The 12,219-nt window shown below is 71.0% G+C and carries 10 protein-coding genes; 3 read left to right on the plus strand and 7 right to left on the minus strand.

Translation table 11 applies throughout. The features are described 5' to 3' along the window. Positions 1-222 precede the first annotated feature (222 nt). The 3 genes from OF380_RS08740 to OF380_RS08750 all read right to left on the minus strand — a co-directional run bounded on the left by OF380_RS08740 (position 223) and on the right by OF380_RS08750 (position 2,521). A complete protein-coding gene (locus tag OF380_RS08740) occupies positions 223-633 on the minus strand; it encodes a DUF1236 domain-containing protein (protein ID WP_264050377.1) in 411 nt (136 codons plus the stop codon). 169 nt (positions 634-802) lie between these two features. Continuing rightward, the gene (locus OF380_RS08745; protein ID WP_264050378.1) at positions 803-1,543 is read right to left on the minus strand and encodes a sigma-70 family RNA polymerase sigma factor; all 741 of its coding nucleotides are present in this window, start codon (positions 1,541-1,543) and stop codon (positions 803-805) included. A gap of 150 nt (positions 1,544-1,693) precedes the next feature. Beyond that, positions 1,694-2,521 (minus strand): class II glutamine amidotransferase, encoded by an 828-nt coding sequence (locus OF380_RS08750; RefSeq protein ID WP_264050379.1) that lies wholly within the window; start codon positions 2,519-2,521, stop codon positions 1,694-1,696. A 268-nt stretch (positions 2,522-2,789) separates the two neighbouring features. Between OF380_RS08750 and OF380_RS08755 the strand changes: the two genes are divergently transcribed. The 3 genes from OF380_RS08755 (at position 2,790) to OF380_RS08765 (ending at position 7,841) form a co-directional block, all read left to right on the plus strand. Next, entirely contained in the window at positions 2,790-5,336 is a 2,547-nt protein-coding gene (locus tag OF380_RS08755; RefSeq protein ID WP_264050380.1) for an ABC transporter ATP-binding protein, read from the plus strand. 173 nt (positions 5,337-5,509) lie between these two features. Then, positions 5,510-6,706 (plus strand): L,D-transpeptidase family protein, encoded by a 1,197-nt coding sequence (locus OF380_RS08760; RefSeq protein ID WP_404810563.1) that lies wholly within the window; start codon positions 5,510-5,512, stop codon positions 6,704-6,706. 235 nt (positions 6,707-6,941) lie between these two features. Beyond that, on the plus strand, positions 6,942-7,841 hold the full coding sequence (locus OF380_RS08765) for an MBL fold metallo-hydrolase (RefSeq protein WP_264050381.1): 900 nt from the start codon (positions 6,942-6,944) through the stop codon (positions 7,839-7,841). 93 nt (positions 7,842-7,934) lie between these two features. Here the strand turns inward: OF380_RS08765 and OF380_RS08770 are convergent, their stop codons facing one another. From OF380_RS08770 to OF380_RS08785, 4 genes are all read right to left on the minus strand, one after another. Then, positions 7,935-9,401 carry an amino acid permease gene (locus OF380_RS08770; RefSeq protein ID WP_264050382.1) on the minus strand — a complete coding sequence of 489 codons (1,467 nt, stop codon included), beginning with the start codon at positions 9,399-9,401 and terminating at the stop codon, positions 7,935-7,937. Between the two features lie 175 nt (positions 9,402-9,576). Beyond that, on the minus strand, positions 9,577-10,230 hold the full coding sequence (locus OF380_RS08775; protein WP_404810606.1) for a DJ-1/PfpI family protein: 654 nt from the start codon (positions 10,228-10,230) through the stop codon (positions 9,577-9,579). A gap of 251 nt (positions 10,231-10,481) precedes the next feature. Further along, entirely contained in the window at positions 10,482-10,859 is a 378-nt protein-coding gene (locus OF380_RS08780; protein WP_264050384.1) for a response regulator, read from the minus strand. Between the two features lie 15 nt (positions 10,860-10,874). After that, positions 10,875-12,146: an ATP-binding protein gene (locus tag OF380_RS08785; RefSeq protein WP_264050385.1), complete on the minus strand. Its 1,272-nt coding sequence runs from the start codon at positions 12,144-12,146 to the stop codon at positions 10,875-10,877. Positions 12,147-12,219 lie beyond the last annotated feature (73 nt).

Consider the following 12,219-nt stretch of genomic DNA (forward strand, 5'->3'; position numbering starts at 1 on the left):
TATAGCCTTGCTGGCAGGCAACAATCGAACTTCGAGTCCGTTGCAGGGTCCGGCCACTGCCCACTAAAAATATTCGGGCGGTTTCGTCTCGCCGAGACTGAATGTCCGGCTGAGACTGAACGTCGTTGCAGCCCCTCGGCGTGGGGACGAAAAAGGCCCCTGACGAGGGGTTCGCCAGAGGCCTTCGCAGGACCGCGACCCAGGTCGCGGCAACGCTGGTCTTTAGTCGATGACTTCGACGATGCGGTGGCTGCGGTCCACCAGCACCGGGCGGTCGTTGACGATGGTGTAGCGGGCGCCGCGAGCGTTGTACTCGGCGGGAACCTCGTAATAGGTCACGCCGGAGCTCGGCAGAACGGAGCCGACGCGGACATCGCCGTTGTAATCGTAGGACGAGCGACGCTCGCGGGTCACGTACTGGCGGAAGCGGGGACGGTCGTCGATGCCGAGGATGCCACCGACCGTGCCGGTGGCCGCGCCGACAGCGCCGCCGACGATCGCACCGACCGGGCCGGCCGCGTCCGCACCGTCCTGTGCACCGCGCTCGGCGCCGCGCACCAGACCCTGCGCCTGGGCTGCCATGGGCAGGCTGAGGGCGAGGACGGAGGCGGCGAGAAGAGTCTTGATCTTCATGGTCGAAAGCTCCTGAATGAGTGTCCCGCGACGCTGTGAAGCGCTGCTGGGTTCAGGGCAGTAACGTCCAAGTCCCGGAAGGGATGCGTCGAAATTCCTGTGGAATGTAAGGATCCCTCACGTTCCGCGCGGCGCCCCTGCCGCAAGGCCGGGGCCCGCGTCGGGGTGTTCAGGCGTCCTTGGGCATGGCCGACTGGATCAGCCGGTCCGAGCTCAGGTCCTCCTCGTCGTAGCCGAGGAGTTCGGCGAGCCGGCCCCGGGCGCGGCTCACGCGGCTCTTCACGGTGCCGACCTTGCAGCCCATGATTGCGGCGGCCTCCTCGTAGGAGACGCCCTCGGCACCCACGAGTACCAGGGCCTCGCGCTGATCCGGCGGCAGCTTGCCGAGCGCGGTCTGAAGGTCCTCCACGTCGAGGCGGTCGCCCTGGTGCGGGGCGGTGGCCAGCCGCGCGGCGTACGAGCCGTCCTGGTCCTCGACCTCCCGCACGCGCTTGCGGTGGTCCGAGTAGAAGATGTTGCGCAGGATCGTGAACAGCCAGGCGTTCAGGTTCGTCCCCGGCTGGAAGCGGGCGCGGTGCTGCCAGCCCTTGAGCAGGGTGTCCTGCACGAGGTCGTCCGAACGGGCCGGGTTGCTCGTCAGCGACAGCGCGAAGGCGCGCAGGGACGGGACGGCGGCCAGCAGGCCGTTGCGGAATTCGGGCTCGATCGCCTCGCCGCGTGCCTTGAGGGCGGCCTCCAGCCGTTCGATGAGCTCGGCGAACCGGTTCGGCTGCTCGTCCGCCCCGAGCCGGTCATAGACCGTACGCAGGTGCTCGCCGAGATGCGTGCGGATGTTCGAGGACAGGTTCGGCCTGGCATCGGAGGAGTCCGACAGGGCGTCGGGGGCGGTGTCGGTCACGTCGCGTGTCATGGCTCGTCGTCATCTGGGGCGGTCAGGTTCGGTGTCGGCCCGAGGCGTCCGGGAAGCGCTCGCGCGCTCAACGGATGTCGGGCGTTGTAGCGCATCCGGGCCGGACACGCATCCCGCCGGACAACCGTGGCGGTTGCGTGCGGCGCCGCATCAACAGCCGCAGGGAGCGGCGACGTGCTCGGCGCGCGGAATACCCTTGCGCGTGGCCGGCTTGAGGATGCGCACGGCGCCGTCCCGCAGGACGAGCACGTGCCCGCGCTCCACGTCGGTCCAGCATTCGTCGCGAGTGAGCGCCTTGGTGGCGATCACCGTGACGACGTCCTGCGCCCCCGTCTCCTGCGCGAAGTCGACCCGCCAGTCTTCGTCGACGAGGGTCGCGGTGCCGAAGGGAGCGCAACGGGTGAGATAGCACAAGCGCTTGCCGCAATGGGCGTAGAGGGTGCGGCTGTCGGAGAGCAGCATGTTGAACACGCCGAGCCCGTGCAGTTCGGCGCAGAGATCCGCCACCGCCCGGTCGATACGGGCCGGACTCGGCAGGTCGGGCCAGCGCTGCTGCAACTGGTCGAGCATCCAGCAGAAGGCATGCTCGCTGTCGGTGGAGCCCACCGGCTTGAACCAGGTGAGCGGCCACTTCTTCACGCCCTTGAGCTGGCCGTTATGCGCGAAGGTCCAGCGCCGGCCCCACAATTCGCGGCTGAAGGGATGGGTGTTCTCGAGGTTGACCCGACCGCGATTGGCCTTGCGGACGTGGGCGATGACGATGCGGCTCTTGATGGGCGTTCGGCGCAGCAGCCGCGCGAGTTCCGAGCGCGCGCTCGGCTCCGGCTCGTGGAAGGCGCGCGCACCCCGCCCCTCGTAGAAGCTGATGCCCCAGCCGTCGGCGTGGGGCCCGGTCTCGCCGCCGCGCCGGGCCAGCGCCGCGAAGGAGAAGCGGATGTCGGTGGGCACGTTCGCGCTCATGCCGAGCAGTTCGCACATGGGGACTTCGAGGCACTTCGCTGCGTGTGTGGGGGAGGGGTGGCGACGGGCGAACGCGTCGCGTACCCGCAAGATCGGGTTCTTTCATAGGAGAGGCAAGGTCTAAGGGCCATCTCCGTCCCGATCGGCCGGTCCGATGTCCCCCTGAGGTGGTCGCCAAGCGGGCGCGCCGGTCCGCGCCGTGTGCCCGCACGCTTTCGCCTGCCTGCCCGATCCACTAAGGCGCGAGGCAGGCCGGCGGGATGGTGCAGCCGGAACGGGAGTGCCGATGGACCGGGATCCGATCGTCTTCACCTGGCGCACCGCGCCGGGCGAGCACGCCGCAGCGATCGCGCTGGCGCTCGGCCTCGGAGGCCCCCTCGCGTTCCTCGCGCTGCTCTGCCTGCGCGACCTCGTCGGCGTCCAGGTCCACGACAGCGCGCCGGTCGGCCAGTTCCTGCGGATCGCCGCGACGCTGCCGTGGCGGCCGGCCGCCGAGGGGCCGTTCGTGGCCTTCGCGGGCTGGGCCCTGCCCCCCGCCGAACTCGTGCGGGTGGCGTTCCTCGGACTCGCCGCGGCGGCCTTGGCCTCGGCCGGCCTCGGCTGGGCGGTGGCCCGCCTCTGCTTTCGCGCCCAGACCCGCACGGTGGCGGCCCTGCAGGGCCGGGTCACAGAGGCGATCCTGCGCGCTCCGGCGGGCGCCCGCGACGAGGCCCGTGCCCTCGCGCAGGTCCTGGGCGACCTGCTGGCGCGCCTCGACACCCTGTTCGGTCTGGCGATCCTGATGCCTGCCCTGACGATCGGCAGCGCCGTCCTGGCCCTCGTCCTGGCCGGCATGGCCGCCCCGCGCCTCCTGCCGACCGTGGCGGCCGGCCTCCTGGCGGCGGGGCTCACCCGCGCGTTGATCCAGCGGCGGATGCAGGCGCGCACCGCCCTGCGCCAGCGGGCGAGCGGCGCGGCCGGGCGGGCGTTGGCCGACCTCATCCGGCGGATGCCGGCGGTGCGCGCGCACGGGGCGGCGGCCTTCGAGCGCGGCCGCCTCGCCGCCAAGGGGGCGAGTACCCGAGACGCGCTCCAGGCCTCGGAATCCGCCCTGGCCTATGCCCGCGCGCCCTCCCTGGCGCTGGCCATCCTGCTCCCCGCCATCGTGGTGGCGGTCGCCCTCTGGCGCGGTCACGACGGCACCACGACGCCGGTGGAGCCCGGGGCGCTGCTGGCCGCCGGCGGGGCCTTCGCCCTGGCGGTGGTCGCGGTCAGCGTCATGCTGCGACTCGTCAGCCTCTACCGCGCGCTGGCCGTGCCGTTCCGAGATCTTAGCCTCGGCGTGCCGGCCCTGGAGGGACGCGCCGCCGCCCGGCCGGCCACGCCCGCGGTCTTTCCGCGAGCCGGCACCCTGGTGGCGCTGGGAGTCGGCGCCTATGATCCCGCCACGGGCGAGCGCCTGGCGGGGGTCGATGCCGCCCTGCCGATGCCGGGCCACGTCGCCATCCTCGGCGAGCGCGGCAGCGGCAGCCGGGTCCTGGCCGCCATCCTGGCGGGGCAGCTCGAACCCTCCGCCGGCGCCGTCACCTACGGGGGGCTGGATCTCCGCGCCTTCGAGCCGGAGGAGCGCGCCCGTCGCATCGCCCTGGCCGGCGCCGAGGCCATCCTCATCGAGGGCAGCTTGCGCCAGAACATCCTGTACGGCGCCGCCGGCACGACGAAGCCGGACGACCTCGTGGCGACCCTGAGGCTCACCGGCCTCGACGCCTTCGCCTATGCGCGAGGGCTGGAGGGCACCGTGGATCCGGTGGCCGAGCCGGAGATCGCCCGGGCCGTCGTGGCCGCCCGCCACGCGGTGCGCGAGGCGCTCGCCGCCGACAAGGCGGGCCGACTCGTGGAGCCGTTCGATCCGGCGCGCTACAACCACCAGGCCACGGTCGGCGAGAACATCCTGTTCGGCGAGGCGGTGGGGCCGGCCTTCGCGCCGGACCACATCGCCACCCACCCCTACCTGCGCGCCGTGCTGGAGGCGGAGGGCTTGAGCCGTCCCCTGACCGAGATCGGCCTGCAGGTGGCCCGCAGCCTCGTGGAGATCTTCGCGGACCTGCCGGACGACCATCCGCTCTTCGAGACCTTCTCGCTGTTCCCGTCGGCCGAGCGCGGCTTCTTCGAGGATCTCGTCGGTCGCCAGCCCGAGGCGAAGGGCTGGCGGCGCGGTCCGGCCGGGCAGCGCGACCGCAAGCGCTTGATCGGCCTGGCGCTCCGCTACAGCGAGACCCGCCATCGCTTCGGCCTCATCGACGCGGCCTTCGAGGAGCGGCTCGTGGCGGCGCGCCGCTCCTTCGCGCGGCTGATGCCCCCGCACCTGCGGGCGAGCGTCGAATTCTACGACCCGGCCCGGCTCACGGCGGCGGCGAGCCTGGAGGAGAACATCCTGTTCGGCCGCATCAACGGCGAGGAGGCGGGCGCCGAGGCGCGGGTGCGGGCCCTGGTGCGTCGGGTGCTCGCCGACGAGGGCCTGGAGCCCGCCGTCTATCGCCTGGGCCTGGAGAGCCGGGTCGAGCCGGGCCTTGCGGGGGGCGGCGCGAGTCTGGGCGAGAACGCCATCGGCTCGCGGGAGCGCATCGCGATCGACCTCGCTCGTTGCCTCGTGCGCCACCCGGACATCGTCGTCGTCGCCATCGCCCTGGAGGATCCCAAGCCCGACGAGATCCGTACCCGCCTCGCCGCGCTGCGGGCCGCGCGCGCGGGCCGGGGCCTCATCGTCTGCCTGCCCGACGTACGGATCCTGGATGCGGCCGAGCCCTTCGATGCGGTGCTGCGCATCGAGCGCAACACTGTCCTGGCCGCCTGACGGCGCGCGCCAAGGGGCCGCGGGCGAGGGGTTTCAGGAGTGGGGACGGCGGATCGGCCACGGCTCAGATGCGCGGCCCCTATTGCCGCCCCATTGGGATGCGATAGGCAGGCGGGCGTGCATCGTGCACGCATCCGCGGTCGCGCGGTCGGGTCGCTCCTCCAGGGCCGCGCATGGTCTCCCTCACACGAAGGATGTTCCGCCTCGCGGCGTTCGCCTTCCTCGCCCTCGGGATTCCGGGCGCGGCGACGCCGGCTTGGGCCGAGCCCGGCAAGGCCTTCGCGCCGATCCCGGCCGCCACCCTGGCGCTGATGCAGGCAAAGGGCACCAGCGCCTCGGCCCCGGTGCTGTTCCGGGCTTACAAGAAAGAATCCGAGATCGAGGTCTGGAAGCGGGCCGCCACCGGCCGCTTCGTCCACGTGAAGACCTTCCCGATCTGCCGCTGGTCGGGCCAGCTCGGTCCCAAGCGCAAGACCGGTGACCGCCAGACGCCGGAGGGGTTCTACACCGTGCCCCAGCGGCAGATGAACCCGAATTCGAGCTACTATCTCTCCTTCGACGTCGGCTATCCCAATGCCTATGACCGGGCCCACGGCTCCACCGGCTCGGCCGTGATGGTGCACGGGGTCTGCTCGTCCATGGGCTGCTTTGCCATGACCGACCGGGTGGTGGGCGAGATCTACGCCATCGCCCGCGAGGCGTTCGCGGGTGGGCAGGCGGCGTTCCAGTTCCAGTCCTACCCCTTCCGGATGACGGCCGCGAACATGGCGCGCTACCGCACCGATCCCAACATCGCCTTCTGGCGCCAGCTCAAGGAGGGCGCGGACCGGTTCGAGGCTCTGGGTGAGGAGCCCGTCGTCGGCGTGGTGGCCGGGCGCTACACCTTCGCCCCCTCCCGGGATCCCGCCAAGGAGGCCCTGGTCACGGCTCACCGCGATGCCGAGGAGGCGCGCATCGCGACCCTCGTCGCGGAGGGAAGTGCCGCCGTGCGCACCACCTATTCGGACGGGGCGCAGCATCCGTTCTGGGCGGCGCTCGCTGCCAAGGGGACGTCGCTCGGCGATGTCAGCCGACCCGAAGCCCTGGCCTATGCGGGCCAGGAGGTGGTCGTGATCGCCGCCCGGCCGCGCCCCGTCCAAGTCGCCGAAGCGGTCTGGTCGCGCTGGGTCGCGCCGGACTCGGTCCTGTCGCGCACCCGGATGCCCGGCTTCGTGCCGGTCTATGAGCGGGCGGCCTCGCCCTTCGCGCCCGTGGTCGCGACCTACGCGGAGACCTGGCCGCGACTCGTGGGCCTGACCCTGTCGAAGGCGCTTCTGGCGCCGGACCTCGCCCTGGGCCGGAGTACGGTCGAGGTCGTGGCGCAGCGGTGAGGGGCGCCCTGTTGCGCCATCGCCACGAGGGCCGCGACGACCGCGCGATGTCCCGAATGTCCGGCCCGACCATGTGCGGGCTCGCACATCGGGTGCCTCGGCGGCTTACTACCTCAAGACTTGTTCCACTTCGATCCCGGCAACCTGCCGATCGCCGACCCGTGAGGCTTGAATCATGTCGGCGCGACGAAGGGCCCCCGACCGTCACGGGATCGGGGCACATGGTAATCGAGCGATGACCCTCTCCCCTCGTCCCCTCTCGGATGACGGCCTGACCCTGACGTTCTGGGGCGTACGCGGCTCGACCCCCGTCAGCGGGCCGGACTACACCGAGTTCGGCGGCAACACGCCCTGCCTGGAAATCCGGTGCGGCGAGCGTCTGTTCCTGCTCGATGCGGGCTCGGGCCTGAATGCCTGCGGGCGGCACCACCGCGAGGCGATGCCCAAGGAGATCGACCTCCTCTTCAGCCACCTGCACCTCGATCACACGGCCGGTCTGCCCTTCTTCAAGCCGGCGGTGTTCGACCCTTCGCGGACCATCAACACCTATTGCGGCAACCTCGACGGGCAGAGCGCCGAGGCGGCCCTCGACCGGATCTTCTCGCCGCCGCTGTTCCCGATCACCCTCGACGTGATCCCGTGCCGGCTCGCCCATCACGGTTTCAAGGCCGGCGAGCGCCTGACCTTCGCCGACGGCACGGCCGTCGACACCATCCTGCTCAACCATCCCCAGGGCTCGGTGGGCTACCGCTTCGAGCATGCGGGCCGCCGGCTCTGCGTGATCAGCGATATCGAACACAGCGATCCCTGGCCCGATGCAGCCCTGACCGAGTTCGTCCGCGACGCCGACCTCCTGGTCTATGACGGCATGCTGACCGAGGGCGAGTACCCGGTCTGCCGGGGCTGGGGCCACTCGACCTGGCAGAAGGGCGTGGAATTGGCGCAGGCCGCCGGCGTGAAGGCGCTGGCCATCATCCACCTGCATCCCTGCCACACCGATGCGCTCCTCCGCAGCGTCGAGGACGACATGCAGGCCACGATGCCGACCGCCTTCATCGCCCGCGAGCGCCAGACCATCACGGTGGGCGAGGCGGCCTGCGCGCTGCCGACCCTGGCGCTGGCACGCACCGCCTGAAGCCGGCACCAGCCTGCCCTCCTCTCCACAGGGGGAGAAGGGCTCGTCCGCCGTGCAGGATCCGACGGCTCTGAGGCGGGCGTCTCGAAACCCCTACGCCGCCTCGCGCCCGACGCGGCTGTGGCGCCGGCTCCAGGCGAAGTAGATGACGAGGCCGATGGCGAGCCAGATCATCAGGCGGGCCCAGGTCTCCCCGTCCAGCGACACCATCATGGCGAAGCAGCTGACGATGCCGAGGATCGGCACCAGGGGCACCAGGGGGGTGCGGTAGTCGCGGCGCGCATCGGGCTGGGTCCGACGCAGGATGATGACGCCGACGCAGACCAGCATGAAGGCGAGCAGCGTGCCGATACTGGTCATGTGGCCGAGCTGCGAGATCGGCAGGAAGCCGCCGAGCGCGCTGGTGAACACCATGAAGAACAGGTTCGAGCGGTAGGGCGTCTTCCAGGTCGGGTGGATCTTGGAAAAGAAGCCCGGCAGCAGCCGGTCCTGGCTCATGGAGTAGAACACCCGGCTCTGGCCGAGCAGCAGCACCAGGATCACCGTGGAGAAGCCCGCGATGACGCCGAGCGTCACGAGGCTGCGCAGCCACGGGAACGGCGTTTGCGCGATGGCGGTGTTCACCGGCGCGGCGTCGCCCTTCATCTGGTCGTAATGCACGAGGCCGGTGAGCACCCCCGCGAACGCGATGTAGATCACCGTGCAGATGGCGAGCGAGCCCAGGATGCCGATCATCATGTTACGCTGGGGGTTCTTGGCCTCCTGCGCGGCGGTGGAGACCGCGTCGAAGCCGATATAGGCGAAGAACACCACCCCGGCCCCACGCATGATCCCGCTCCAGCCGTACTCACCGAAGGTGCCGGTGTTCTCGGGGATGAACGGCACGTAGTTCTGCGCCTTGATGTAGAACAGGCCGACGCCGACCACGACCGCCACCACGGCGAGCTTGATCAGCACCACCGCGGCGTTGACGCGGGCGGATTCGCGGATGCCGATCATCAGCAGGGCCGAGGCCGCCACGATGATGAGGACCGCCGGCAGGTTGACGAGGCCGTGCGACGTCACCCCTTCGATCGTGTAGGTCTCGAAGGGCGAGTTCACGAGGCTGGGCGGCAGGTTGATGCCCAGCGTGTCGTGCAGGAAGCGCGTGACGTAGCGCGACCAACTGACCGACACGGTGGCCGCACCCACCGCGTATTCGAGCACGAGATCCCAGCCGATGATCCAGGCCACGAACTCGCCCATGGTGGCGTAGGCGTAGGTGTAGGCCGAGCCCGCCACCGGAATCATGCCGGCGAGCTCGCTGTAGCACATGCCCGCGAAGGCGCAGGCGATGGCCGCGATGGCGAAGGAGATCACCACGGCCGGCCCCGCATGTTCGGCCGCCGCGATCCCGGTGAGCGAGAACAGGCCGGCGCCGATCACCGCGCCGATGCCGAGCGCGATGAGGCTCCAGGGGCCCAGGGTGCGGGCGAGCTTGTGCTCGCCGCCTTCCGCATCGCTGTTCAGCCGTTCCAGCGATTTCGTACGGGTGAGATCGCCCGCCAGGCCTGCCGCCATGAATCCGTCCTATCCTGGTCTGAAAGGCCGACGCCGCATCGGGCGCAGGCCACGCGTATGATCTTGGCGCTTGACCCAAGGGCTGGCAAACGGCGAATCGCCCCGCGCCCAGGGTTCACGCGTCCGGATTCACGCTCTCCGGCTCCGAACAGCATGTTTCAGGCCAGGATTCCCATCACGGCCGCGTGGCAGCGGCCTCCGATCCCGCGATCAGGGGCGCAAGGATCGCCCGTGCGCGCGCCGTGATCACCGGGCCGGCGGCTTCGGGCGTTCCTGCTGCGAAGGGCGGGGCGGGAGCGTACTCGGCGACCAGCTGGCTCGTACGGGCCGCGTCCACACCGCGCAGACGCGCCGACAAGGCCAGGGCGAAATCGAGGCCCGCCGAGATTCCAGCCGCCGTGACGCGGTTGCGGTCGAAGACCACCCGTTCGTTCACCGGGATCGCGCCGAGGCGCGGGAGCACGCTGTCGCGCACGCACCAGTGCGAGGTGGCCCGGTAGCCTTCGAGGAGGCCGGCGGCGCCGAGGATCAGCGAGCCCGTGCACACGCTCGTGATCCAGCCGGCCCATGCCCCGCGGTCGCGCAGGAAGGCCAGGGTGTCGGCGTCGCGCATCTGCGCCGGCGTGCCGTCGCCGCCCGGGACGAACAGCACGTCGAGGTCGCGCGGGCAGGTCTCGAAGCTGTCGCCGGCCAGGAGCGCCAGACCGGTATCGGACGTGATGGGACCGGCCGCGCGGGCCACGAGGTGCAGCCCGCCCGCGGCGATCCCGGCGAGAAGCGCCTGCGGGCCGACGAGGTCGAGGGCCGTCATGCCCGGGTAGAGCAGCATCGCGATGCGCAGCGGCGGCGCTGGTGGAGAAGCCGCCGGCAGGAGCGCCCGGGCATCGTCCCCTGCGTCGGCCGGCGGTGCCGCGAGCGCCAGGGTGACGCCGGCCAGGGCGGCGGCGAAGGCGCGGCGATCGAGCCCGGGTGCCTCGGGCGTTCCGGGTCGCGCTGCGACGGGAAGCGGCTCCGACTCCTCGGTTCGGCGCGCTCCCTTGCGCGGAACCCGTATCCGCCTCGGCGCAGGGTGCTCCGGGCTCACTGGCGCGGCCCGGCCTCGAAGGATCGGATCGCCTTGATGAGGGCGGCCGCGCGGTAGGGCTTGGTGAAGAAGAGGCTGCCCGCGATCAGCCGTGGCGGCGTCTGCGTGAAGCCCGTCGCGTAGATGACCGGCAGGCCGGGGCGCAGGGTCCGCGCGGCCTCCGCGAGTTGCCATCCGTCCATCTCGCCGGGCAGGCGGATGTCGGTGAAGAGGATGTCGATGGACGCCTCGGTCCTGAGGATGGTCATGGCGGCCTCGGCCGTGGCGGCGGGGAAGACCGAGAAACCCGCATCCTCGAGATCGGCGGTGATGACCTCCAGCAGGAGGGATTCATCCTCCACCATCAGGATCCTATGTTGGGGCGTGCCGCTCATCGTCATGGGGTTCCGTCAGGCGTACCCCAGGCGTGGGGCAGGGCTGGTTCGCGCAGGCTCCGCATCCGGGGGCGGGGACGATACCGCGCCCCCGTCGCGTGGCAAGTAGAGCCGGACGATGGTGCCGCCGCCCGGCCGGTTCATGATCTCCACATGCCCTTCGGATTGCTTGGCGAAGCCGAAGACCTGGCTGAGGCCGAGGCCCGTGCCCTCGCCCACAGGCTTGGTGGTGAAGAACGGCTCGAAGGCGCGGGCGAGCACCTCGGCGCTCATGCCCGTGCCGGTATCCTCCACCGCGATGGCGACGTGGTCGAGGGGACGCAGGCCCGGGATCCGGGTGGCCTCGGCCGCCGGCACGTTGTGGGTGCGCAGCAGCGCGCGTCCTCCCGCCGGCATGGCATCGCGGGCATTCACCGACAGGTTGAGGAGGGCGTTCTCCAACTGGTTGGCGTCGACGCGGACGGGCCAGAGGTCGTGCGCCAGGATCATCTCCGGCGTCTCGACGGTGCCGAGCGCACCCCGCAGGAGTTCCGAGAGGTCGCGGATCAACCGGTTCGGCTCCAGGGGAACCGCCTGCAGCGGCTGGCGCCGCGCGAAGGCCAGCATCTTCTGCACCAGGCCGGCCGCGCGCTCGGCCCCGTCCATGGCCCCGCGGAGGGAGCGATGGGCGCCGCTCTCGGCGGGCAGGACGCGCTCGATCCGGTCGAGGTTGCAGATGACCACGCCGAGCAGGTTGTTGAAGTCGTGCGCGACGCCCCCGGTGAGGGAGCCGATCGCCTCCATCTTCTGGCTCTGACGCAGCATGTCCTCGGCGCGGTCACGCTCCGCATAGGCGTCGCGCAGGGCGGCGAGGGCCGCGTCGCGCTCGCGCACGCGAGCCTCAAGCTCGGCATTGGCGGCGCGCAACTGGGCCGGCGAGGGGAGGGCGAGCGCCTTCGGCAGCAGCACCCAGAGCAGGATCGCCGTGACGATCGAAGCGGCGGCCGTCACGGCCTTGAGAGCGGCCTCGGCCGCGTAGTCGGGCACCCACAGGGTCCAGATCTCGAACAGGTGGGTGGTGCCGCAGGCCATGATGAAGAGCGCGAAGGCCCAGAACATCCATCCGAACGCGATATCGCGCCGGCGCGTGACGAAGACGCCGAGCGCCACCGGGATCGTGAAGTAGGCGAGCGCGATGATGGCGTCGGAGGCCACATGGGTCCAGATCAACTCCGGGCGCCACACCAGGCAGATTCCGTGCGGCGCCAGGCTGGTCCGATCGAGGAAGGCGGCGAGGATCTCGAACATGTCGGGTCTCGGGAGATCGGGGCTCGGCCCGAGGGGACGTGCCGGAGAAGGTGTCCGAAACCTTAACCTCAAG

The sequence above is a fragment of the Methylobacterium sp. FF17 genome, assembly GCF_025813715.1.
GTDB classification, from domain to species: Bacteria; Pseudomonadota; Alphaproteobacteria; order Rhizobiales; family Beijerinckiaceae; genus Methylobacterium; species Methylobacterium flocculans.

Coding starts and splice junctions, on each gene's coding strand:
- OF380_RS08740 (WP_264050377.1), bottom strand. CDS start 633: ATGAAGATCAAGACTCTTCTCGCCGCCTCCGTCCTCGCCCTCAGCCTG.
- OF380_RS08745 (WP_264050378.1), bottom strand. CDS start 1,543: ATGACACGCGACGTGACCGACACCGCCCCCGACGCCCTGTCGGACTCC.
- OF380_RS08750 (WP_264050379.1), bottom strand. CDS start 2,521: ATGTGCGAACTGCTCGGCATGAGCGCGAACGTGCCCACCGACATCCGC.
- OF380_RS08755 (WP_264050380.1), top strand. CDS start 2,790: ATGGACCGGGATCCGATCGTCTTCACCTGGCGCACCGCGCCGGGCGAG.
- OF380_RS08760 (WP_404810563.1), top strand. CDS start 5,510: ATGGTCTCCCTCACACGAAGGATGTTCCGCCTCGCGGCGTTCGCCTTC.
- OF380_RS08765 (WP_264050381.1), top strand. CDS start 6,942: ATGACCCTCTCCCCTCGTCCCCTCTCGGATGACGGCCTGACCCTGACG.
- OF380_RS08770 (WP_264050382.1), bottom strand. CDS start 9,401: ATGGCGGCAGGCCTGGCGGGCGATCTCACCCGTACGAAATCGCTGGAA.
- OF380_RS08775 (WP_404810606.1), bottom strand. CDS start 10,230: ATGCTGCTCTACCCGGGCATGACGGCCCTCGACCTCGTCGGCCCGCAG.
- OF380_RS08780 (WP_264050384.1), bottom strand. CDS start 10,859: ATGAGCGGCACGCCCCAACATAGGATCCTGATGGTGGAGGATGAATCC.
- OF380_RS08785 (WP_264050385.1), bottom strand. CDS start 12,146: ATGTTCGAGATCCTCGCCGCCTTCCTCGATCGGACCAGCCTGGCGCCG.